At 63.6% G+C, this 23,192-nt stretch carries 22 protein-coding genes and 1 tRNA gene; 6 read left to right on the top strand and 17 right to left on the bottom strand.

The window, feature by feature from the left end; all coding sequences use genetic code 11:
- Window positions 1-50: 50 nt before the first annotated feature.
- From rpoB to IVB46_RS04370, 9 genes are all read right to left on the bottom strand, one after another.
- A complete protein-coding gene (gene rpoB, locus IVB46_RS04410) occupies window positions 51-4,169 on the bottom strand; it encodes a DNA-directed RNA polymerase subunit beta (RefSeq protein WP_085405453.1) in 4,119 nt (1,372 codons plus the stop codon).
- Between the two features lie 483 nt (window positions 4,170-4,652).
- On the bottom strand, window positions 4,653-5,030 hold the full coding sequence (gene rplL, locus IVB46_RS04405) for a 50S ribosomal protein L7/L12 (protein WP_063982571.1): 378 nt from the start codon (window positions 5,028-5,030) through the stop codon (window positions 4,653-4,655).
- 54 nt (window positions 5,031-5,084) lie between these two features.
- Window positions 5,085-5,603 (bottom strand): 50S ribosomal protein L10, encoded by a 519-nt coding sequence (rplJ, locus tag IVB46_RS04400; RefSeq protein WP_063986291.1) that lies wholly within the window; start codon window positions 5,601-5,603, stop codon window positions 5,085-5,087.
- 586 nt (window positions 5,604-6,189) lie between these two features.
- The gene (locus tag IVB46_RS04395; protein WP_247301689.1) at window positions 6,190-7,143 is read right to left on the bottom strand and encodes a 2-hydroxyacid dehydrogenase; all 954 of its coding nucleotides are present in this window, start codon (window positions 7,141-7,143) and stop codon (window positions 6,190-6,192) included.
- A gap of 118 nt (window positions 7,144-7,261) precedes the next feature.
- A complete protein-coding gene (gene rplA / locus IVB46_RS04390) occupies window positions 7,262-7,954 on the bottom strand; it encodes a 50S ribosomal protein L1 (protein ID WP_014494487.1) in 693 nt (230 codons plus the stop codon).
- 6 nt (window positions 7,955-7,960) lie between these two features.
- Window positions 7,961-8,389 (bottom strand): 50S ribosomal protein L11, encoded by a 429-nt coding sequence (gene rplK / locus IVB46_RS04385; protein WP_006611824.1) that lies wholly within the window; start codon window positions 8,387-8,389, stop codon window positions 7,961-7,963.
- A gap of 131 nt (window positions 8,390-8,520) precedes the next feature.
- Window positions 8,521-9,078, bottom strand: a complete 558-nt coding sequence (gene nusG, locus IVB46_RS04380) for a transcription termination/antitermination protein NusG (RefSeq protein ID WP_063982569.1) — start codon at window positions 9,076-9,078, stop codon at window positions 8,521-8,523.
- Window positions 9,078-9,269, bottom strand: coding sequence for a preprotein translocase subunit SecE (secE, locus tag IVB46_RS04375; protein ID WP_007611620.1), 192 nt, complete (start codon window positions 9,267-9,269; stop codon window positions 9,078-9,080). The genes nusG and secE overlap by 1 nt, the downstream gene beginning before the upstream one ends.
- Before the next feature lie 345 nt (window positions 9,270-9,614).
- A tRNA-Trp gene (locus IVB46_RS04370) sits at window positions 9,615-9,690 on the bottom strand.
- A 152-nt stretch (window positions 9,691-9,842) separates the two neighbouring features.
- On the opposite strand from IVB46_RS04370, the gene IVB46_RS04365 reads away from it, so the two are divergent.
- Window positions 9,843-11,066 (top strand): serine hydrolase domain-containing protein, encoded by a 1,224-nt coding sequence (locus tag IVB46_RS04365; protein WP_247307437.1) that lies wholly within the window; start codon window positions 9,843-9,845, stop codon window positions 11,064-11,066.
- Between the two features lie 153 nt (window positions 11,067-11,219).
- Here the strand turns inward: IVB46_RS04365 and IVB46_RS04360 are convergent, their stop codons facing one another.
- Window positions 11,220-11,987 carry an SDR family oxidoreductase gene (locus IVB46_RS04360; protein ID WP_247307440.1) on the bottom strand — a complete coding sequence of 256 codons (768 nt, stop codon included), beginning with the start codon at window positions 11,985-11,987 and terminating at the stop codon, window positions 11,220-11,222.
- Between the two features lie 69 nt (window positions 11,988-12,056).
- Entirely contained in the window at window positions 12,057-12,755 is a 699-nt protein-coding gene (locus IVB46_RS04355) for a histidine phosphatase family protein (RefSeq protein ID WP_247307443.1), read from the bottom strand.
- A 134-nt stretch (window positions 12,756-12,889) separates the two neighbouring features.
- On the opposite strand from IVB46_RS04355, the gene IVB46_RS04350 reads away from it, so the two are divergent.
- Window positions 12,890-13,675, top strand: coding sequence for an SDR family oxidoreductase (locus IVB46_RS04350; protein ID WP_247307446.1), 786 nt, complete (start codon window positions 12,890-12,892; stop codon window positions 13,673-13,675).
- Window positions 13,676-14,703: 1,028 nt separating this feature from the next.
- Here IVB46_RS04350 and IVB46_RS04345 read toward each other — a convergent pair.
- Complete coding sequence (locus IVB46_RS04345; protein ID WP_166342292.1) at window positions 14,704-15,186, bottom strand: anthrone oxygenase family protein; 483 nt, start codon at window positions 15,184-15,186, stop codon at window positions 14,704-14,706.
- 94 nt (window positions 15,187-15,280) lie between these two features.
- On the opposite strand from IVB46_RS04345, the gene IVB46_RS04340 reads away from it, so the two are divergent.
- The 3 genes from IVB46_RS04340 (at window position 15,281) to IVB46_RS04330 (ending at window position 17,694) form a co-directional block, all read left to right on the top strand.
- Window positions 15,281-15,931 carry a TetR/AcrR family transcriptional regulator gene (locus tag IVB46_RS04340; protein WP_063982565.1) on the top strand — a complete coding sequence of 217 codons (651 nt, stop codon included), beginning with the start codon at window positions 15,281-15,283 and terminating at the stop codon, window positions 15,929-15,931.
- Window positions 15,932-16,035: 104 nt separating this feature from the next.
- Window positions 16,036-17,223: an acetylornithine deacetylase gene (argE, locus tag IVB46_RS04335; protein ID WP_247307449.1), complete on the top strand. Its 1,188-nt coding sequence runs from the start codon at window positions 16,036-16,038 to the stop codon at window positions 17,221-17,223.
- A gap of 168 nt (window positions 17,224-17,391) precedes the next feature.
- Window positions 17,392-17,694, top strand: a complete 303-nt coding sequence (locus tag IVB46_RS04330; protein ID WP_247342148.1) for a hypothetical protein — start codon at window positions 17,392-17,394, stop codon at window positions 17,692-17,694.
- A gap of 199 nt (window positions 17,695-17,893) precedes the next feature.
- Here IVB46_RS04330 and IVB46_RS04325 read toward each other — a convergent pair whose 3' ends face one another.
- The 3 genes from IVB46_RS04325 to IVB46_RS04315 form a co-directional block, all read right to left on the bottom strand.
- The gene (locus IVB46_RS04325; protein ID WP_247307452.1) at window positions 17,894-18,520 is read right to left on the bottom strand and encodes a LysE family translocator; all 627 of its coding nucleotides are present in this window, start codon (window positions 18,518-18,520) and stop codon (window positions 17,894-17,896) included.
- Window positions 18,521-18,729: 209 nt separating this feature from the next.
- Window positions 18,730-19,788, bottom strand: coding sequence for a phosphotransferase family protein (locus IVB46_RS04320; protein WP_247307454.1), 1,059 nt, complete (start codon window positions 19,786-19,788; stop codon window positions 18,730-18,732).
- Between the two features lie 131 nt (window positions 19,789-19,919).
- Complete coding sequence (locus tag IVB46_RS04315) at window positions 19,920-21,155, bottom strand: acyl-CoA dehydrogenase family protein (RefSeq protein ID WP_063982561.1); 1,236 nt, start codon at window positions 21,153-21,155, stop codon at window positions 19,920-19,922.
- Window positions 21,156-21,364: 209 nt separating this feature from the next.
- Between IVB46_RS04315 and IVB46_RS04310 the strand changes: the two genes are divergently transcribed.
- A complete protein-coding gene (locus IVB46_RS04310) occupies window positions 21,365-22,036 on the top strand; it encodes a TetR/AcrR family transcriptional regulator (RefSeq protein ID WP_085405402.1) in 672 nt (223 codons plus the stop codon).
- A gap of 179 nt (window positions 22,037-22,215) precedes the next feature.
- On the opposite strand, the gene IVB46_RS04305 is transcribed toward IVB46_RS04310, so the two are convergent.
- A complete protein-coding gene (locus IVB46_RS04305; RefSeq protein ID WP_038942317.1) occupies window positions 22,216-22,608 on the bottom strand; it encodes a RidA family protein in 393 nt (130 codons plus the stop codon).
- A 203-nt stretch (window positions 22,609-22,811) separates the two neighbouring features.
- Window positions 22,812-23,027, bottom strand: a complete 216-nt coding sequence (locus IVB46_RS04300; RefSeq protein ID WP_014494475.1) for a hypothetical protein — start codon at window positions 23,025-23,027, stop codon at window positions 22,812-22,814.
- Window positions 23,028-23,192 lie beyond the last annotated feature (165 nt).

Raw genomic sequence — 23,192 nt, 5'->3', positions numbered from 1 at the left:
CGGGAGGGGCGCCGATGCCCGGCCGTGAAGGCCGGGCATGAAAGGTCGTATTACTCGGCTGCTTCCGACGTCGGCGCCGGTCCCACCTTGGAGTTGTGCAGGTCGACGTTGAGGCCGAGCGAGCGCATTTCCTTGACCAGCACGTTGAACGATTCCGGAATACCGGCCTCGAACGTGTCGTCGCCGCGGACGATCGCCTCGTACACCTTGGTACGGCCGGCGACGTCGTCCGACTTCACCGTCAGCATCTCCTGGAGCGTGTACGCCGCGCCGTAAGCCTCGAGCGCCCACACTTCCATTTCGCCGAAGCGCTGGCCACCGAACTGCGCCTTGCCGCCCAGCGGCTGCTGGGTGACGAGCGAGTACGGACCGATCGAACGCGCGTGGATCTTGTCGTCCACGAGATGGTGCAGCTTGAGCATGTAGATGTAGCCCACCGTCACCTTACGATCGAAGGCATCGCCGGTACGGCCGTCATAGACGGTCGACTGACCCGAAGCGTCGAGACCGGCAAGCTTCAGCATCTCCTCGATGTCGGCTTCCTTGGCGCCATCGAACACCGGCGTCGCGATCGGCACGCCGCGGCTCAGATTGTGACCAAGCTCGATCAACTCGTTGTCGTTGAGCGACTTGATCGTCTCGTCCTCGCCGTAGACCTTCTTCAAGGTTTCCTTCAGCGGCTTGATGTCCTGCTTCGACAGATAGGCATCGACCGTCTGGCCGATACGCTTGCCGAGGCCGGCGCAAGCCCAGCCGAGATGGGTCTCGAGGATCTGTCCGACGTTCATGCGCGAGGGCACGCCGAGCGGATTGAGCACGATGTCGGCATGCGTACCGTCTTCGAGGAACGGCATGTCCTCGATCGGCACGATCTTCGACACCACGCCCTTGTTGCCGTGGCGGCCGGCCATCTTGTCGCCGGGCTGGATCTTGCGCTTCACCGCGACGAAGACCTTGACCATCTTCATCACGCCGGGCGGCAATTCGTCACCGCGCTGAAGCTTCTCGACCTTGTCGAGGAAGCGCTGTTCCAGCCCCTTCTTCGACTCGTCGTACTGCTTCCGCATGGCCTCGATCTCGGCCATCAGCTTGTCGTTCGGCGAAGCGAACAGCCACCACTGCGACTTCGGGTACTCCTCGAGCACCGCACGGGTGATCTTGGTGTCCTTCTTGAAGCCCTTCGGGCCCGCAATGCCCTGCCGTCCCTCGAGGAGCTCGGCAAGACGGTTGTAGACGTTGCGGTCGAGGATCGCCTGCTCGTCGTCACGGTCCTTGGCCAGACGCTCGATCTCTTCCCGCTCGATCGCCAGCGCACGCTCGTCCTTGTCGACGCCGTGACGGTTGAACACGCGCACTTCCACGATCGTGCCCTGCACGCCCGGAGGAACGCGCAGCGAGGTGTCGCGAACGTCGGAGGCCTTTTCGCCGAAGATGGCGCGCAGAAGCTTTTCTTCCGGCGTCATCGGGCTTTCGCCCTTCGGCGTGATCTTGCCGACCAGGATGTCGCCGGCGCGCACTTCCGCGCCGATGTAGACGATACCGGCTTCGTCGAGGTTCTTCAGCGCTTCTTCCGAGACGTTCGGAATGTCGCGGGTGATTTCCTCAGGCCCGAGCTTGGTGTCGCGGGCCATCACCTCGAACTCCTCGATGTGGATCGAGGTGAAGACGTCTTCCTTCACGATCCGCTCGGAGAGCAGGATCGAGTCTTCGAAGTTGTAGCCGTTCCACGGCATGAACGCGACCAGCACGTTGCGGCCGAGCGCGAGCTCACCGAGATCGGTCGACGGGCCGTCGGCGATGATGTCGCCCTTCTTGACGATGTCGCCGACCTTCACCAGCGGACGCTGGTTGATGCAGGTCGACTGGTTGGAGCGCTGGTACTTCATCAGACGGTAGATATCGACGCCCGACTTGGTCGGATCGAGATCTTCCGTGGCGCGGATGACGACGCGGGTCGCGTCGATCTGGTCGATCACGCCCGAACGGCGCGCCGCGATCGCGGCGCCCGAGTCACGGGCAACCACGCCTTCCATGCCTGTGCCGACGAACGGCGCCTCGGCGCGAACCAGCGGCACCGCCTGGCGCTGCATGTTCGAGCCCATCAGCGCGCGGTTGGCGTCGTCGTTCTCGAGGAACGGGATCAGCGCCGCGGCGACCGAAACGAGCTGCTTCGGCGACACGTCCATGTAGTCGACCTTGTCCGGCGTCACCGGCAAGACTTCGCCGGCGTGACGGCAGACCACGAGATCCTCGGTGAAGCGGCCCTTCGGGTCGAGCGGCACGTTGGCCTGCGCGACCGTGTAGCGGCCCTCTTCCATCGCCGAGAGGTACACGACCTCGTCGGTGACGCGGCCGTCCTTGACCTTGCGGTACGGCGTCTCGACGAAGCCGTACTTGTTCACGCGCGCGAAGGTCGCGAGCGAGTTGATCAGGCCGATGTTCGGACCTTCCGGCGTCTCGATCGGGCAGATGCGGCCGTAATGCGTCGGATGCACGTCGCGCACCTCGAAGCCGGCGCGCTCGCGGGTCAGACCGCCCGGTCCAAGCGCCGACAGGCGGCGCTTGTGGGTGATCTCCGACAGCGGGTTGGTCTGGTCCATGAACTGCGAGAGCTGCGAGGAGCCGAAGAACTCGCGCACGGCGGCAGCCGCCGGCTTCGCGTTGATCAGGTCCTGCGGCATGACCGTGTCGATGTCGACCGAGGACATGCGCTCCTTGATCGCGCGCTCCATGCGCAGCAGGCCGATGCGGTACTGGTTCTCCATGAGCTCGCCGACCGAGCGCACACGGCGGTTGCCGAGATGGTCGATGTCGTCGATCTCGCCCTTGCCGTCGCGCAAATCCACCAGCGTCTTGATGACGGAGAGGATGTCTTCCTTGCGCAGCGTACGCTGGGTGTCGGGCGCATCGAGGTCGAGGCGCATGTTCATCTTGACGCGGCCGACCGCGGACAGGTCGTAGCGCTCGGCGTCGAAGAACAGCGACTGGAACATCGCCTGCGCCGAATCCAGCGTCGGCGGCTCGCCCGGACGCATCACGCGGTAGATGTCGAACAGCGCGTCCTCACGCGTCATGTTCTTGTCGGCCGAGAGCGTGTTGCGGATATAGGCGCCGACATTGACGTGGTCGATGTCGAGCAGCGGCAGCTCCTTGTAGCCCTGCTCGTTGAGGGCCTTCATCGACTTGTCGGTGATCTCTTCACCGGCTTCCGCGTGGATCTCGCCGGTCTTCGGGTTGACGAGGTCCTCGGCGAGATAGTTGCCGACGAGCTCCTCATCGGACAGCCGCAGCGCCTTCAGGCCCTTCTCCTGCATCTGACGCGCACCGCGCACGGTGAGCTTCTTGCCGGCCTCGAGCACGACCTTGCCGGTGTCGGCGTCGATCAGGTCGTTGATGGTCGAGTAGCCGCGGAAACGGTTGGCGTCGAACGGAACGCGCCAGCCTTCCTTGGTCCGCTTGTAGAGAATCTTCTTGTAGAACGTGGACAGGATCGCCTCGCCGTCGAGGCCGAGCGCGAACATCAGCGACGTCACCGGAATCTTGCGGCGACGGTCGATACGCGCATAGACGATGTCCTTGGCGTCGAACTCGATGTCGAGCCAGGAGCCGCGATACGGGATGACGCGGGCGGCGAACAGCAGCTTGCCCGAGGAATGGGTCTTGCCCTTGTCGTGGTCGAAGAACACGCCGGGCGAACGGTGCATCTGCGAGACGATGACGCGCTCGGTGCCGTTGACGATGAAGGTGCCGTTCATCGTCATGAGCGGGATGTCGCCCATGTAGACGTCCTGCTCCTTGATGTCCTTCACCGACTTCGCGCCGGTTTCCTCGTCGATATCGAATACGATGAGACGCAGCGTCACCTTGAGGGGTGCCGCGAAGGTCATGCCGCGCTGGCGGCACTCGTCGACGTCGTATTTCGGCTGTTCGAACTCGTAGCGGACGAATTCCAGCATCGAGGTGCCCGAGAAGTCGGAGATCGGGAACACCGAGCGGAACACCGCCTGCAGGCCCTCGTCGAGACGCCCGCCCACGGGTTCGTCGACCATCAGGAACTGGTCATAGGACGCCTTCTGAACCTCGATGAGGTTCGGCATCTCGGCGACTTCCTTGATGTGTCCGAAGAACTTGCGAACGCGTTTGCGACCGGTGAATGTCTGCTGCGCCATCGTGGCCTCTCATTTCGTCGCCCGCTCCGGGCGCGCCGTCCAGGACGCGGTTGCCACCGCTCCCCGGGTTGAATTTTTCGAACCCGCTTTGGGGACCAAAAATCCAGATTCAGACCGTCATGTCCTGAATCTGTTCTTCAGACCTTCAAAACGCAAAACGACGCGCGGGGCGCATAGGCACGCCCGCCCGTCACAACGATTGTCTTCACGGACTGCAAAAGCCCGAAATAGCCTGCTCTCCCAACGGCTTACAGGGAATCCGGCATCCCTGCCCACCGCGCTTTCGTGCTGTCGAACCGATATGGGGCGACAATAGTCGAGATTCGAGGGGTTAACCTTCAAATCCCAACACTTTTTCGTGTTCGGCCTGCGTCGGGATGTTCCGTCGCACGCCTTTTGCATATTGCCCACCCCTTAGATGGGTGGTCCGAGACCCCGGGCTTCGCTGATGCTCGCCCGGGATCTCGCGCCAGTAAGCGTTGCTTACTTGAGCTCGACCTTCGCGCCAGCCTTCTCGAGCTGGACCTTGAGCTTCTCGGCCTCGTCCTTGTTCACGCCTTCCTTGACAGGCTTCGGCGCGCCCTCGACGAGGTCCTTTGCTTCCTTCAGGCCCAGGCCGGTGATGGCGCGGACTTCCTTGATGACCTCGATCTTCTTCTCGCCAGCGGCGGCGAGAACGACCGTGAACTCGGTCTTCTCTTCAGCCGGAGCGGCGGCAGCGCCACCACCAGCCGGGCCGGCCACGGCGACAGCCGCGGCAGCCGAAACGCCCCACTTCTCTTCGAGGAGCTTCGCGAGTTCGGCAGCTTCGAGCACGGTGAGGCTCGAGAGGTCGTCAACGATCTTCTGCAAGTCAGCCATTGTTCAGTTTCCTTAAGTGTAAGTCTGGTTCGGGTTTGAGTTTTGCGAAGGGCGTCAGGCCGCTTCGCCCTTTGAGGCATGAGCCTGGATGACGCGCGCGAGCTTGCCCGCGGGCGCATTGGCGAGCTGAGCGATCTTGGTCGCCGGGGCCACAAGAAGGCCGACGATCTTGGCGCGCAGTTCATCAAGCGACGGCAGCGAGGCAAGTGCCTTCACGCTGTCGACATTCAGGACGGTCTTTCCCATCGAGCCGCCAATGATGACGAACTTTTCGTTCGTCTTGGCGAATTCGACGGCGACCTTCGGCGCCGCTACCGGATCGTTCGAAGTGGCGATCACGGTCGGTCCCTTCAGCATGGGGCCGATGGCAACGACGTCAGTGCCTTCAAGAGCAATTTTGGCGAGACGGTTCTTCGAGACCTTCACCGAGGCGCCAGCCTGCTTCATCTGCATACGCAGCTTCTGCATCTGGGCAACGGTCAGGCCGGAATATTGAGCAACGACCGCGACGCTCGTGGTCTTGAAGACCCCATTGAGCTGTTCGACCGCTTCCTTTTTTGCCGCTCGTTCCACAGCAAGCTCTTTCCGGTTGGCGGTCATCGCGAGAAGCGGGACCGCCGGGTTGCACCCATCGCCCCACCCAAAACCTGAACCTCGGGGCCAAAACCCCTTCGGACACGCGCCGGGCGAGACGACAATTCAAAGCCTGCCCTCCGGGAGCCCTTAAGGCCCACGGCGTGTCGAGGTCCGAACCAGACCCGTTTCGCAAACCAGCCGTTAAAGCTGGGGCGCGAAGTGAAATCCGGTCTTCACCCGTCTATGCAGGCCATGCGATTAAGCCGTTGAGAAATCGAAATTTCCCGCGGGCGCCTGCAGTCTTGGACAGGACAAGGTCAGCCGGCGAACCGCCCGACCCCTGCCCGCACTCCACCAACCGACGGGTTTTCCTTCCTTTTCGGGCAAATCCTCACGGACGTCCTGAAAAGGAATGATCTCCTGTCTTGTCGGGTTTTCGGAATGCGTGCACGAACGCGCCAGCCGAGGCCGGCACGTCCGGAAGCGGTTCTTTAACCGCTCGGAGCCCGCTTGCCAAGAGCAAAATTCACACCAGTTCCAATCCGTTGCCGGCCGGGCTTGAGGCGGCCCGACAAGGGCCGATTCAGGCCGATTTGACCCCGTATGGCAGCGGCTTGCCCGCGAAGAAAGCCGTCAGGTTCGCCAGCACGCAGTTCTGCATGGCGACGTGCGATTCGAGGGTGTGGCCGCCGATATGCGGGGCGAACACGACATTGGAGAGCGCCGTCAGCGCGTCGGGGGCGTGCGGTTCCTTCTCGAAGACGTCGAGGCCGGCGCCGGCGATGGTCCTGTCGGTCAGGGCCGCGACCAGGGCCTTCTCGTCGATCACTGAGCCGCGAGAGATGTTGACGACATAGCCGTGCTCCCCGAGTCGCCCGAGGATATCGGCGTTGACGACGTGCTGGGTCTCGGCCCCTGCCCGGACCGCGACCATCAGCACGCTGCACCAGTCGGCGAGCGCCTCCAGCGTCGGGAAATATTGATAGGGCAGATCGTATTTGGTGCGGCTGAAATAGCCGACCTCGCTCTCGAAGGCGGCGCAGCGCGCCGCGATCTTGCGGCCGATCTCGCCCATGCCGTAGACGCCGATACGGCGGCCGGGCATGCCGGCCTGCGGCCGCATCATCGGCGACTGCTTTGAGCCGGCCCAATCGCCGCTGCGGACATATTGGTCGGCGACCAGGATCCGCCGCGTCGTCGCCAGCATCAGGGTCATCGCGATGTCAGCGACGGAAGCCGCATTGGCACCGGGGCTGTGGCCGACCGCGATGTTGCGCGCGGCGGCCGCCTTCAGGTCGACGCCGTCATAGCCGGTGCCGTAGCAGACGATGGCGCCGAGTTTTGGGAACAGGTCCATCGCCTCTGCCCCGAGCGGCGAGCCGCCAGCGGTGAGCATCGCGCGGATGCCGCCGAGCTCAGCGGCCGAAAACACCTCGCGCGCCGGCTTGCCGCCGGTGTCGAGCAGTTCGAACCGCTCGGCGAAACGCGCCATCATCGTCTTCGGGAAGCGCGAGTAGATCAGGACCTTGTCAGCCATTTTTTCTTGTTTCCCGGTTCTTGCTTCCGATGACAGCCACAAACGACGAGGGGCGGAATCGGTTGCCCAATTCCGCCCCTCGCCTCATGCAATTTCCAAACCTCAGCTGAGGCAAGCCTTAACCGAGAATGGTGCCCGGCTCGACCTTCACGCCGGGGCCCATCGTCGAGGACACCGCAACGCGCTGGATGTAAGTGCCCTTGGAGCCAGCCGGCTTCGCCTTCGAGACAGCATCGGCCAGGGCCTTGATGTTCTCGACCAGCTTCTCCTCGGAGAACGAGGCCTTGCCGACGCCAGCCTGCAAAATGCCGGCCTTCTCGACGCGGAACTCGACCGAGCCGCCCTTGGCACCCTTCACCGCACCGGTGACGTCCATGGTCACGGTGCCGATCTTCGGGTTCGGCATCAGGCCGCGCGGGCCGAGCACCTTACCGAGACGGCCGACCAGCGGCATCATGTCGGGGGTGGCGATGCAGCGGTCGAAATCGATCGAGCCGTTCTGCACCTTCTCGACCAGGTCTTCGGCGCCGACGACGTCGGCACCAGCAGCCTTGGCTTCGTCAGCCTTGGCGCCGCGGGCGAACACGCCGACGCGGAGCGTACGACCGGTGCCGTTCGGCAGGGTCACGACGCCGCGGACCATCTGGTCGGCGTGACGCGGATCGACGCCGAGATTGATCGCGACCTCGATGGTCTCGTCGAACTTCGCCTTGGCGCGTTCCTTGACCATCTTGATGGCGTCCGCGAGCGGGTAAAGCTTTTCGCGGTCAACACCTTCGCGGGCTTTGTTCAAACGCTTTCCGATTGCCATGACCGCTTACCCCGCCACTTCCAGACCCATCGAACGGGCAGAGCCCTCGACCATCTTCATGGCCGACTCGATGGAATCGCAATTGAGATCCTTCATCTTCTTCTCGGCGATCTCGCGCACCTGCGCCTTGGTCACCTTGCCGGCCTTGTCGCGGCCCGGCGCCTTCGAGCCGGACTGGATCTTGGCGGCCTGCTTGAGGAAGAAGGACATCGGGGGCGTCTTCATCTCGAACGTGAACGAACGATCGGCGTAGATCGTGATCACGACGGGAATCGGGGTGTTCTTCTCTTCCTTCTGGGTCTGGGCGTTGAACGCCTTGCAGAACTCCATGATGTTGAGACCGCGCTGACCAAGCGCGGGACCGATCGGGGGCGAAGGATTCGCCGCACCGGCCGGGACCTGAAGCTTCAGGTATCCGGTCACTTTCTTTGCCATGTATCACTCCTGTTGTGCCGGCAGGGCCAGCGGTTTCAGGTTCGTGGTCTGGGTCGGATGCGGCTGGCAACCGCCCTCTCCCTCCCACGGCCTCTTGCTAGCGTGAGACCGAAGCCTCACGCCTCAATCGATCAGACCTTCTCGACCTGACCGAATTCCAGTTCGACCGGCGTGGCGCGGCCGAAGATCGACACCGCGACCTTCACGCGCGAGCGCGCCTCGTCGATTTCCTCGACCACACCCGAGAACGAGGCGAACGGGCCATCGGCCACGCGCACGTTCTCGCCGATCTCGAACGACACCGACGCCTTCGGCCGTTCCACGCCCTCCTGCACCTGGTGCAGGATGCGCATGGCCTCGGCTTCCGAGATCGGCATCGGCTTGTTCTCGGCGCCGAGGAAGCCCGTGACCTTCGGGGTGTTCTTGATCAGATGGAACGCCTCGTCGGTCAGCTTCATCTTCACCAGCACGTAGCCCGGGAAGAACTTGCGCTCGGCGTCGATCTTGCGGCCGCGGCGCACTTCCGTGACCTTCTCGGTCGGAACCAGCACCAGCTCGAACAGTTCCTCGAGCCCGCGCTGCTTGGCCTGCTCGCGGATCGATTCGGCGACCTTCTTCTCGAAGTTCGAGTAGGCGTGGACGATGTACCAGCGCTTGTCGGTCGATTGGGTTGCAGCGGCTGTTGCCATCAGTGAATGCCCAAAAGGAAGGTGATGAGGTAACGGATGATCTGGTCGGCGGCGAAGAAGAATATCGAGGCCACGGCGACCATCACGAACACCATGATGGTGGTGATCGTGGTCTCACGACGGGTCGGCCAGGTGACCTTGGCGGTCTCCGAGCGCACTTCCTGCAAAAACTTGAACGGGCTGACTGCCATCGTTTGATGTCCAACGTCCGTCGACAGACGCGAATGAATTTCAGGGATCCGAACAGCCGCCGTTGGCCCAGCCCTCTGTCTCGAAGGATGAGCCGGGAAACCGGGCTCGATTGTTCGGGGATTTCAAAGCCGCGCCGGAAATCCGCGTTTAACGGGCCGGCTGCGAGTGCGGGGTAGATACTGCGGATGAGGCCAAAGGTCAAGATGTGGGCTGGCCGGGACACGCGCGGCCGAGGCCAGCGGACCCGATCCGGATCAAGGGCTTACCCGGTCCGCATGATCCACGGTCCGAGCTTGTCGGCCCGCCGCCGTCCTGCCTGTCGATCCTGATTGTCTGGGATTAGCTGGCAGGAGTGGCAGGGCTCGAACCTGCGACCCCCGGTTTTGGAGACCGGTGCTCTACCAATTGAGCTACACTCCTACGGACCCTCGCGTCGCCACGCGGATCAGGGGCGCTTTCAAGCACAGGGGACGGCTGGTTTGCAAGGGTGAAGCGCGCTGGCTTCGCTTGTTTGTGCCGCGCCTTCTGGGCCACAGTTCATTCCCGATAATAATGTGCCCCCGGGAGTGAACATGACTGCCACAGCCGCCGCCCAAGCTACCACCGCGCCGAAAACCCCGCCTTTGCCCGAGGCCAGGCCGGAAACGCTGGGCCTGTCGCGCCCTCGCCTCCAGGCGATGTCGGACGCCTTCAAGCGCGAGATCGACAAGGGAACCATCCCCGGGGTGACCGTGCTGGTCGCCCGGCGCGGCCAGATCGGCTGGTTCGAGGCGCTCGGCAAGCAGAGCGCGGCGGGGTCCGCGCCGATGGCGCTTGATTCGATCTTCCGGATCTTCTCGATGACCAAGCCGATCGTCTCGGTCGGCATCATGACGCTGGTCGAGGATGGCCATTTGCTCCTCGCCGATCCCGTCGCCAAGTTCATTCCGGAGTTCGCGGAGCAGAAGGTCGGCGTGGTCAGCGGCGGCAAGCTGGAACTGGTTCCGCCCCGGCGGCCGATGACGGTGCAGGACCTGCTCCGCCACACCTCTGGTCTCACTTATGAGCACCAGGGCGACGGCCCCGTGCACAAGCTCTACCAGGAGTCCCGCGTCCGCAGCCGCAAGATCACCAATGCCGAGCATGCCGCGCTGGTGGCAAGCTTCCCGCTGGTCTGCCATCCCGGCGACGAGTTCAACTACAGCCGCTCCACCGACATCCTCGGCCGCATCATCGAGGTTGTCAGCGGCAAATCGCTCGGCGCGTTCCTCACCGAGCGCATCCTCGCCCCGCTGCAGATGACTGAAACTGCCTTCTCCACCAGCGAAGCCAATGCCAGCAGGCTCGCCCAACCTTTCGAAGCCGATCCCTGGACCGGCGACAATGTCGCGCTGTTCAACATGCTCGAGCAGCCGGTGATGGAGTCCGGCGGCGGCGGCCTGGTCTCGACTACGATGGACTATGCCCGCTTCGCGCTGATGCTGCGCAACGGCGGCACACTCGACGGCAACAGGATCATCGGCCGCAAGACGCTGGAGCTGATGGCATCCGATCACCTCGGACCGCACGTCGTGACCAACGGCACACTGCTGTCGCCGGGCCACGGCTTCGGCCTCGGCTTTGCCGTGCGCCGCGAGGCCGGCATCGCGCCGTTCCCCGGCAGCGTCGGTCAGTATTTCTGGAGCGGCATTGCGGGGACGTTCTTCTGGGTCGATCCGAAGGAGGATCTGTTCACGGTGTTCATGAGCCAGGGCCCGGGGCAGCGCGACCACACGCGGACGCTGGTGCGGGATCTGGTTTACGCGGCGGTGGATTGAGGTCCGCTCTCGTGCCCCGGACGCGATGCAGCGCGTAGCGGTGCGTCGCAGAGCCGGGGCCCATGCCTCAACGATCTCGCTCTTGGCCTTCTGGGTCCCGGCTCTGCGGAGCGGCACTGCGTGCCGCACCGCGTCCGGGACACGAGACCAACCTCAACTGATCGTCGCGCCGCCGTCGATCACCATGGTCTGGCCGGTCATGAAGTCGCCGGCCTTCGATCCCAGGAACACGGCGGCGCCGGCGATCTCGTCGGGGATGCCGATGCGGAGCAGCGGCGAGCGCGAGGTCGAGGCCTTCAAATTCTCCGGATTGTCCCACAGTGCCTTGGCAAAATCGGTCTTGATCAGGCCAGGCGCGATGCAGTTCACGCGGATGTTGTGCTTGCCGTACTCGCAGGCGAGGTTGCGCGCGAGCTGCATGTCGGCGGCTTTCGAAATCGCGTAGGCGCCGAGGATGGTCGAGCCCTTCAGGCCGCCGATCGAGGAGACGATGATGACCGAGCCGTCCTTGCGCTCGATCATCTGCGGCACCACCATCGAGATCAGCCAGTTGTTGGCGACGATGTTGTTGTCGAGAATCTTCCTGAACTGATCGTCGGAGATGCCGGCGAGCGGACCGTAGTACGGGTTCGACGCGGCGTTGCAGACCAGCACGTCGATCTTGCCGAAGGCGCGGTTGCTCTCGTCGATGAGGTTTTGCAGATTCTCCTTCGACGAGATGTTGGCGGCGATCGCGACCGCCGTGCCCTTGCCGAACTTGTCGTTGATGCCCTTCGCAACCTCATCGCAGACGTCGGCCTTGCGCGAGGAGATCACGACCTTGGCGCCGTGCTCGGCCATGCGCTCGGCGATCGCAAGCCCGATGCCGCGCGTCGATCCCGTGATGACGGCGACTTTCCCCTTCATGTCGAACAAGGTCATGTTTCTCTCCCAGAGTGCGTTTTGATTGGCTTGAAGCTTACGCCCCGTCTGCACGAGCGGACAATGGCGTCAGGCGAGCTTCTTGACTTCCGGCCCCGCCAGCTGATGCATCTCGGCGTGCGCGTCATCAGCGATCCACGGCTGCTGGTTGACCATCGGCAGTCGCCAGACCGAGCGTTCGGGGCTTGAGAAATAATCGAGCCGCGTGATCGAGCAGTTGTCGATGTCGAACGACAGTGCCCGCTCTACCTGGCCGTCGAGTGCGAGGCCGATCGCCGCCTTGATGGTGCCGCCATGCGCAACCGCAATCACATCCTGCCCGGCCGCCTCGTTGTTGATCCGCTCGACGGTGTGGCGCGTGCGGTTGTAGAGATCCATGAAGCTTTCACCGCCGGGCGCCGGCTCGTTGATATCGGCGAACCAGCTCGAGCCGACGGGGCGGCTGGCGATGAACTGGGCGCGGTTCATGCCCTGCCAGCGGCCGAGATTCTGTTCGGCCAGGTCTGCTTCCCATTTCATCGATGCGGGCCTTGGGAAGCCGGCCGCCCAGATCGCTTCCGCGGTCTGGTGGGTGCGCATCAGATTGCTCGAATACCAGACCGCCTTGCGTGGCAGCACCTTGGCAACAGCGTTGAACACGTAGGTGTCGCTGGTGTCGCAGGCGAGATCGCTCTGGCCGTAAATGTTGCCGCCGTCATTGCGCACCGGCGCATGACGGACCCACCACCACCGCGTCGTGACCACTTTGGGCTTGTCTGTGCCTGTCATCGAAACTCTTCCATCCCGTGTGATGTCGCTGTACGTCAGGTGTGAACGTGTCTCAAGACACTTTACCGTTTGAAATCTTGTTTGAAATTCCGTTGCGCGGCAAGCGTCGCGCGGCATACCAAAGGGAGAAACGCATGGGCCGTCTGCAAGGCAAATCCGTCATCATCACCGGCGCCGGCAGCGGCATCGGCCGCGCCGCCGCACTCCTCTTCACCCAGGAAGGCGCCAAGCTGATCGCGGTCGATCGCACCGAGGCGGTGAAGGAGACCGTCGACGAGGTGAAGAAGGCCGGCGGTGTCGCGGAAGCCATGGTGGCGGATGCGGGCTCCGAAAAGGACGTCATGGCCGTCATCGACAAGGCGGTGAAGACGCACGGCCGGCTCGACGTGATCTGGGCCAATGCCGGCGTTTCCGGCGGGCTCGTGCCGCTCGGCGAGCAGACCGTGGAACAGTGGCAGGAGGTGCTGCGCATCAACCTGATCGGCCCGTTCCTCGCGGTGAAACATGCGATGCCGCACATGGTGAAGCAGCAGTCCGGCGCGATCGTGCTCACGGCGTCCGTCGCGGGCCTCAAGGCCGGCGCCAGCGGGCATCCCTATGCGGCGAGCAAGGCCGGCGTGATCAGCCTGGTGCAGACCACGGCGTATTCGCTCACCGGCACGGGCGTCCGCATCAACGCGGTCTGCCCGGGCCTGATCGAGACCGGCATGACCAAACCGATCTTCGACCGCGCCAAGGAGCGCGGCACCCAAGACAAGATCGGCCAGCTCAATCCGCTGAAGCGCCCCGGCCAGCCGCACGAGCTCGCGGCGATGGGGCTGTTCCTGGCCAGCGACGAGGCGTCGTATGTCAACGGCCAGGCGTTCCCGGTGGATGGTGGTCTCACCGCGTCGATGCCGTATACGGGCAAGCCGGTTTAGCACGCGCAGTCTCGTGTCCCGGATGCGACGCAGCGCGTAGCGGTGCGGCGCAGAGCCGGGACCCAGCAGGCCACGGCACTCGCTGTCACATGGGCCCCGGCTCTGCAGCGCATCACTTCGTGCTGCGCTGCGTCCGGGGCACGAGAGTGAGCTTGTGCCTCGCACCTGCATGAACATCGTCATTGCGAGCGCAGCGAAGCAATCCAGAATCCCTCCGCGGAGGCAGTCTGGATTGCTTCGTCGCAAGAGCTCCTCGCAATGACGGAGTGTGGGGTGACACGGCCGCTTCATCATTCGCATCTTCATCGCAGACACACCTTCGCATCCTCGCGGCGCGTTTCGCCCGAGCTTTGCGGCAATGCCTCACCCCCATTGAAAGAGGGCGCAGGGAAGACCGGGAGCCGGCTGGCTCCCATTGTCCGCTATGCCATGAGTAGTTTGCGCTACAATGCACAGCCGGTAACAGGGCAACCGGAGCATCCCGGCCTTCCCTGCGCAGTGGTTGGAACGGCTTATGTCGTGCTCTCCCCGGGGAGCGATGCACTATTGCCCCCGTCGCCGTTGCGGATGACTGATGCGCATGCCCGGTCGGGCTGCCACATCACCGCAAGACTTGGCGCACAGACCCCGGGCGCCAGGACGACACGATTTGGCCGTACGCCGATCACATCTGTCGTTGGCGCGAGGTCTTCGCTCACGGTCGCCCGCCCTGCGAAGCTTTTCGTGCCGATGTGACCTGCGTCCACCGCCGCCCGGCCCGCGTTCGTGACGATCGCGATACGCCCCTCTTCCTTGGGCCGGGTTGCGGCGACAGATACGCCGTTTCCGAATTTCGGTAAAGCGGCATATTTTCGCGAGTACACATTGACCGAGAGTTTGAGTGTTTTGCCCGACGGGCAACGCAAGGTCTTGTAGACTGGAGATCTTGTAGCCCGGATGGAGCGAAGCGTAATCCGGGGTTTGCGCCCCCCGGACATTGTGGCCCCGGATTTCGCTTCGCTCCATCCGGGCTACGATGCCGATTTGGCCTACGAAGCCAGCGCTGCGACAAACAACCCGCTCGCGACCACCGACGCAACCGTCCGCACGTGGTTCCAGAACGTCCAGTCCTTCAGATACGCCGCCCACACCGCGCCAGCCTCCGGCGCGGACGGCTGCAACGCGGCGAGCGCGTTGTTGAGCGGGACGTTGAACACCATCGTCACCACGAACATGCCGATGACATAGAGGCCGCCGCCGGCGATCATGCCCACTGCCCCCGGCTCGCTGGCGCGCAACGTACCCATCACCACCAGCGCCGCGCCTGCCACCGTCGTGCCGAGAAACAGCGGCATGAACAACGAGCGCACGATGTCGACATTGATCGCGTTCATCGCCGCGATGCCGGCGGCCTGGTCGAGCCGGCCGAGCGCGGTCATGATGAAGGTCGAGAAGGCGAAATAGATTCCGGCCATGAGGCCGCAGCCGATCGCCGAAAACCAGAGCAATCCGGTCGTGAAACCCTGCCACATGCCGCAGCTCCCTATAATACGATAAACTCTCGCATTTGATAAATGCGATAAACTCTCTTATTTGTGACGTCAAGCGCGGATGGCGGGAATCGGGATGCCGGAACGGAAAAGCAGGACGGACAAGACGACGCACGCGGCCGCGCGACGCACGCCGCTGGTGCCGACGCAGGAGCGAAGCCGGGAGCGTTTCGATCGCATCCTGACGGCTGCGGCCGAGATCCTCACCGAGAAAGGCAGCGATGCCTTCCGGATGAGCGACATCGTCGAGCGCACCGGCATCGCGTTCGGCTCGCTCTATCAATATTTTCCGGACAAGAGCACGGTGATCGGGACGCTTGCCGAGCGATGCAATGTCATCGGCCGCGAATGCGTCCAGCGCGACCTCGCCGAGATGAAGAAGCTGTCCGACCTGCACGCGGCGCTGTGCCGCATCACCGACGGCTATGACCAGATGTTCCGCGAGCATCCTGTGATGCATCACATCTGGCAGGCGACGCAGGCCGACCGAAGCTTGCAGAAGATCGACGAGGAGGATGTGGCCTTTCTCGCCGGCCTCTTGCGCGAGGCGCTCAAGCGCGTCGCGCCGAAACAGCCCGCCGCCGCCCTCACCTCCTTCTCGCAACTGGCGATGATCCAGATCGCCGCCGCGGTTCGTCACGCCATCGCCTTGCCGCCGGCGGAGGCGCGGCGTACGCTCGAGTTGTTCAAGCGAATGCTGCCGAAAGATCTCTCCGCGCTCGGCTGAGGTTCAGCGAAAGCACCCTTCGCGATCCGATTTGCCCGAACCGCCACTCCGTTGGTATGTTTCGTGCAGGCGGCGAAGCCATCCTCCATCTCATGAACGAGACAATGCCCAACCCGATTTTCCCGAGTTCACGACCCGATCGCATTCGCAACCTCCTCGCCGACCTCGTCGGCTTCGACACCGTCAGCGACCGCACCAATCTGCCCTTGATTGCCCATATCGAGAGCTATCTTGCTTTCCTCGGTGTCAAGGGCGAGCGCATCGTCGACGACACCGGCCAGAAGGCCTCGCTCTGGGTCACCATCGGACCGGAGGACCGTCCAGGCCTCGTGCTGTCGGGCCACACCGACGTCGTGCCGGTCGTGGGCCAGGACTGGAGCCATGATCCGTTCAAGCTGGTCGAGCGCGACGGCAAGCTCTATGGCCGCGGCACCACCGACATGAAGGGTTTTGTCGCGGTGTGCCTCGCCATGGTGCCGGAGATGCTGGAAGCGAAGCTGACGACGCCGATCCATCTCGCCATCTCCTATGACGAGGAGATCGGCTGCGTCGGCGTGCGGCCGATGCTGCGCGAGGTCGCGAAGAAGAAGATCAAACCGCTCGGCGCCTTCATCGGCGAGCCGACCGAGATGAAGGTCATCATCGGCCACAAGGGCAAGCACGGCGTGCGCGCGACATTCCGTGGTCTCGCCCGCCACTCCTCGATCGCGCCCGACGGCGTCAACGCGATCGAATACGCGGCCGAGCTGATCACCGAAATCCGTCGCCGTGCCGTGAAGCTTGCGGCCGCGCGATCGAATGACAGCCTCTACGACGTTCCGCATACGACGCTGCTCACCAGCATCGTGCATGGCGGCGCCGCGCTGAACATCGTGCCCGATACCTGCACTGTGGATTTCGAATGCCGCGGCATCGGCATCACCGAGTCGCGCGAGGTGACGGATGCGATCGTCGCCTGGGCCAAGGCCGAGCTCGAGCCGGAGATGAAGGCGAGACATCCGGAGTGCGGCATCGATTTCGAGGAGATCCTTGATTATCCCGCGCTCGACACGGCGGCCGACGCCGCCATCGTCACACTGGCAAAAAGCCTCGCCGGCCGCAACGACCACGCCAAGGTCGCCTTCGGCACCGAGGCGAGCCTGTTCGCCAGCATGGCGGATATCCCGTCGGTGGTGATCGGCCCCGGCGCGATCGCGCAAGCGCATACGCCCGACGAGTTCGTGGCGATGGCGGAGCTGGAGAAATGCGCAGGCTTCGTGGAAAGGTTGATCGCGCATTGTGTGAAGGGCTGACCCGTAGGGTGGGTTAGCTTAGCGCAGCGTAACCCGCCACTTCTGTTGCGCCGTGCAAATGGCGGACAATGATGCGCCTTTGCCCACCCTGCGGGAGCTGATTTGCCCGACAGGCAAGGCTCCCTTCTGCTAGGCTCCAGACTCTCGCCTAACCGAAGGGAGAACTCCATGAAGGCCATCGCACTGGGCGCACTCGGGGCCGCGCTGGTTGCGGCCGCCGCTCCCGCCGCGCCGCTCAACGCAACGACGATCGGCTCTGCCGAAATCTCCGACGTCGACCAAGTCGGTCTGATCTGCAACGAGTATTATGGACGCTGCTGGCGGACCCGGGGACGCTATGTCCTGCGCTACTTTGACGACCCCAGCTACTTCCCCGGCAGGGGCTACAACTACTACGCCGGTCCCGGCTATTACGATCGCGGATACGGCGGCTACTACATCGGACCGAGGTTCACCATTCGCGCCCGGTAGCAGGCCAATCACCATCAGAGCGGCGCTCGACGCCGTCGTGTCGAAGAAGAACGGCATGAACAGCGAGCGCAGGATGTCGACATTGATGGCGTTCATCGCCGCAACCGTTCAGAGCGTAGCCCGCATGAGCGTTAGCAACATGCGGGACCGCCGTCCCGGGTGTCGCTGCGCTCACCCGGGCTACGGGAGCACGCGTTCCTCATCGCTCCTGCAACGCCAGCCGCACGCCGACAGCGCAGTAGATGGTCCCGACCACCTTGCCCTGCCATTTCACCACGGCCGGATGGCGGCGCAGGAGATTGCCCAGACGACCGGCCCCGACGGCGAACACCACGGTGCTGACGAGACCCAGCAGCACGAAGACGATGCCGAGGATCGCAAGCTGAAGTGCGATCGAACCGTGCTCCGGCCTCACGAATTGCGGCAGGAACGCAAGGAAGAACAGCGCGGTCTTGGGATTGAGCACTTCGGTCAGCACGGCCTGCCGGAAGGCCCGGCCCGCGCCGATCGCGGGCGCGCCGCCGTTCAGCTCGACCGGCGCCTTGTCGAGCATCGCGCGAATGCCGAGATAGATCAGGAACGCCGCGCCCGCATATTTGACGATGCTGAACATCAGCGCGGAGGTCGCGATGATCGCCGATAAGCCGACGATCGCCATCGAAGTGTGGATCAAATCACCGGCCGCAATCCCCGCACCGGTCGCGATGCCGACCTTCGTTCCCGAGCTAACCGCCCGTGCCATGGTGAGCAGCGTCGCAGGCCCGGGAATGAAGACAAAACCGAGTACGACGAGGATGTAGGTGATGAGGGTGGCGTGATCGATCATGTGGCTGGCCGTTCTTTCACTGATGTCGCTACGACAGCGGTGTCATGCCCCGGCTTGACCGGCGCATCCAGTACGCCGCGGCTCCTCTGCGTCCACGCGCTGTCTCTGGGATACTGGATTGCCCGCTTTCGCGGGCAATGACACCGAAAGTGTGGAGACGGCGAACCACAAAGCGAAAAGGCGCGGCCATCAGCCGCGCCTTTGTGGGTCTAAACCGCGCCCGCCTTCTGCGCGTACTCCCACGACGCCTTCGACAGCGGCACGGTGCGCTTGGCTGACTCCAGCGCCTTGGCATTGGCCGCGGTGCCGTCGCGAACGCGGCCGGCGATGCCTTGGGTGATGCCGGCGAGGCGGAACAGGTTGTAAGCAAAATACCAGTTGAGATCGGGCACCGTCATCTTGGTGACGTTGCAATAGATCTGCGCGGCCTCCTCCACGCTCGGGATGTTGAGCGCCTTGAGGTCGGCGCCGTCCAGGCCCGGCATGATCCACTGCATCAGGAGATAGGTGAAGTCGGCCATGGGATCGCCGAGCGTCGACAGCTCCCAATCGAGCACGGCCTGCACGCGCGGTTCCGTCGCGTGGAAAATCATGTTGTCGAGGCGATAGTCGCCGTGGACGATCGAGACGCGCGCCTGCTCCGGCACGGTCTTGGGCAGCCATTCGGCGACCTTCTCGAACTCCGGAATGTGCTGCGTCTCGGACGCCCGGTACTGTTTGGTCCAGCGGTCGATCTGCCGCGCAAAATAGTTGCCGGGCTTGCCGAACTCGCCGAGGCCGATCGCTACGGGATCGTACATGTGGAGTTTTGCCAGCGTCTCGATCTTGCTGGTGAATATCTTGCGGCGGTCCTCCGGCGTCTGGCTCGGCAGCGTCGGATCCCAGAACACCCGGCCGTCCTCCATCGACATGATGTAGAAGGCCGCGCCGATGATGCTGTCGTCCTGGCACAGCGCGTAGGCGCGCGCCACCGGAAAACCCTGCTTTCCAAGGGCTGCGATGACGCGATATTCGCGATCGACCGCGTGCGCCGACGGCAGCAATTTGCCGAACGGCTTTCGGCGCATCACATATGAGCGGTTCGGCGTGTTGAGCCGGTAGGTCGGATTGGACTGGCCGCCCTTGAACTGGAGGACGACCAGCGGGCCCTCATAGCCTTCGACGTTGTCGCGCATCCAGGCTTCGAGCCGCATCTCGTCGAAGCGATGACGCTCCTCGACCGGCTTGGTGCCCGAGAATTCTTCGTCTTTCCTGACGCCGTCAGCCACGATGACGCTCCCTCTTCAGTCCGAACATGATCCTAATCGGTAACCGCTGACGCACTTGCGTCAAGCGGTCACCGAATGCGGATCAGCCCTGTCGTCTTTTTCAAGTCGGGAGCGCCGCAGGGCTCTCCCTCTTAATGCTTGGGAGAATTGGCATACTTCCGAACTTCGAGCCTTGCAATGGCGCGATTGTGCACCTCGTCCGGACCGTCGGCGAGCCGCAGCGTGCGGATGCCGGCGTAGTCCTTGGCAAGCCCCGCCTCGTCCGACACGCCCGCGCCGCCAAAGGCCTGGATCGCCTCGTCGATGATCTTCAGCGCCATGTTGGGGGCTGCGACCTTGATCATGGCGATCTCGGCCTGCGCGGTCTTGTTGCCGACCTTGTCCATCATGTCAGCGGCCTTGAGGCAGAGAAGACGCGTCATCTCGATGTTGGTGCGGGCCTCGCCGATGCGCTGCTCCCACACGCTGTGCTCGACGATCTTCTTGCCGAAGGCGGTGCGCGACATCAGACGCTTCACCATCTTCTCCAGCGCCTCCTCGGCCTTGCCGATGGTGCGCATGCAGTGATGGATGCGGCCGGGACCGAGGCGGCCCTGCGCGATCTCGAAGCCGCGGCCTTCGCCGAGCAGGATGTTCTCCTTCGGCACGCGCACGTTCTCGAGCAGCACCTGGGCGTGGCCGTGCGGCGCATCGTCGAAGCCGAACACCGGCAGCATCTTCTCGACCTTGATGCCGGGAGTGTCGAGCGGAACCAGGATCTGCGACTGCTGCTGATGCTTGGCCGCCTTGAAATCGGTCTTGCCCATCAGGATCGCGATCTTGCAGCGGGGATCTCCGACACCGGACGACCACCATTTGCGACCGTTGATGACGTAGTGATCGCCATCCTTCTCGATGCTGGTCTCGATGTTGGTGGCGTCGGACGAGGCGACCGCCGGTTCCGTCATCAGGAACGCCGAGCGGATTTCGCCGTCCATCAGCGGACGCAGCCATTTGCGCTTCTGCTCCTTGGAGCCGTAGCGCATGAACACTTCCATGTTGCCGGTGTCGGGCGCCGAACAGTTGAACACTTCCGAAGCCCAGGAGATGTGGCCCATCTGCTCCGACAGCAGCGCGTATTCGAGATTGGTCAATCCCGCGCCGCGGAATTCGTCGTCCTCATGCTCGTTCGGCGGCATGAACATGTTCCAGAGGCCTTCGGCCTTCGCCTTCTTCTTGAGGTCCTCCAGAACCGGGATCACCTTCCAGCGCTCGCCGCTGTGGTCCTGCTCGTTATAGATCGGCACCGCCGGACGCACGTGCTTGGTCATGAACGACTGCACGCGGTCGAGCCATTCCTTCTGCTTGGGGGACAGATCGAAATCCATGGGACGCTCCTCGGTCTCTCTTTGCAAACCTGTTTTGCGCCGGACTGTCCTCCCGCCGCACGCGCCCCGCAAGCGCGAATGCTTGCGGACGCCTCGGAACCGGCTCGCGCGTTGCGAACGAGTCTCGATTGCGGATTGACTTTCTCCGGCCTTCAAACGATAGTTTCATACAAGTGTTTGAATTGCAACTCCCTCCCCGAGGGGCATCCATGGCCAGCGATCATACGAGGTCTGCCATTCTCGCCGCCGCCGAACGGCTTTATGCCGATCGCGGCTTTGGCGACGTGACGCTGCGCGACATCGTCGCCGAGGCCAACGTCAACCTCGCGGCGGTGAATTATCATTTCGGCTCGAAGGACGAATTGATCGCAGAGCTGTTCGTCTCGCGCTCGATCGCCACCAACCGCGAACGCCTGCGCGAATTGAAGGCCGCGGAAGAGCAAGGCGGCGGTCGCGCGCCGATCGAGGTGATCTTGCGCGCCCTCGTCGGCCCGACCTTGCGCGGCTGCCTGGGTCCGGAGAACCAGCGCTCCACCGCGGCGCGCTTCATGATCCGCGCCTCGATCGAATCCGTGCCACCAATCCGCCGCATCAAGAACCGCGAGATCGACCATTTGCGGAAATTCGCGGGCGCCATGCGACGGTCCCTGCCCGACCGCAGCGACGTCGATATCTATTGGGGCCTGAACTTCGCGCTCGCCATGGCGCACCACACCATCCGCGAGAGCGAGCGGTTGACGAAGCTGTCGGAAGGCAAATGCGATCTCGACGATGTCGAGGACGTCGTCGCGCGCGTCGTCAGCGTCGCGACGATGGCGCTGACGGCGGGGCGGACCGAGACGAAGGCGCCCGCGCGCCTACTCGCGCGAGACGCGCGCTGACGAATGAGCTCGATCGATTCTCGTGCACGCCTCGTCCTTCGAGACGACCGCTTTGCGGTCTCCTCAGGATGAGGCTAATCGGCATTGTTGCCCGTTGAATCTATGCCGCGCGCTCCGTCCTCATCCTGAGGAGCCCGCCTCAAGCGGGCGTCTCGAAGGATGGGCCGCGGAAATCCCCCTCACATCATCGCGATGCAGTCGATCTCGACGTCGAAGGGGCCGAACCATTCCGGGGTGCAGACGAAGATGCGCGCCGGCGGATCGATCGGGAAATAGCGCGCATAGATCGCGTTGAAGACGGCGAAGTGTTTGGTCGAGGTGCAGTAGACGTTGCACTTCATGACATTGTCGAGCGAGGCGCCTGCCGTCTCGAGGCAGAGCTTCATCTGCTCCATGATGATCTCGCTCTGCCGCGCGATTGGCATCCCCCCGATCTCGCCCGTCTCGGGGTCGAACGGCGGCAGGCCGGCGACGAAGATCATGTTGCCGGCGCGCGTGACCGGCGAGGTCGGCGCCTTGACGCGGTCGAGAAAGGACGAGATCGGTTCGACGCGGAGCGCTTCGCGTTTCATCGGCGGCCACCTTCGGTTCGAGCGAGACTGGCGCCTTGCTACATTATTCTGCAGCCGGCATGCTTCGCTAAAGCTCGAAGTGTGGTTGCGGGCCTAAAGCGCGATCAGATCGCGCTCTAGTGTTGTTTGAGCATGATCTCCGCGCAAACGCGTTCCGCGTTTGTCGCGAGGGAAAACCGCTGCGCGCTTTTCCGGATCGTGCCTTACACCCGCTGCGGCATCTCCTCGGCCTCTTCCTTGGCGAGCAGCAGCAGCATCTCGATACCCATCTCGCCTTCCTGGGGCGAACGGATGAACTTTATTTCGTCGGCGCTTTGCCGCAGCGCGGCGATGATGGCGACGGCCTGATTGGCCGTTGCTGCCTCGGTTGCCAGAATTGCCTTCTGGTCCTTGGCCTGAAACCCGATCGTGTAGGACATGCGTTCCCTCCCGGACTTGCGTCGGGATGATCGCATCAGAGTCGCGCGCAAAGCGGAAGCCTGTGCGAGTACGGACCGGGTTCATCTGGGGATTGCACGCAAGCCTCGGGCAAGGCCTGGCATCGCGCAACCGTCGCTCCCAGGCTGGTCAGGATCGCTGTCGCA

It is taken from the genome of Bradyrhizobium sp. 61 (genome assembly GCF_023073075.1).
GTDB classification, from domain to species: Bacteria; Pseudomonadota; Alphaproteobacteria; order Rhizobiales; family Xanthobacteraceae; genus Bradyrhizobium; species Bradyrhizobium barranii.
The sequence above is the reverse complement of the archived record's forward strand: the minus strand, read 5'-3'. Positions and strand labels throughout refer to the sequence as shown.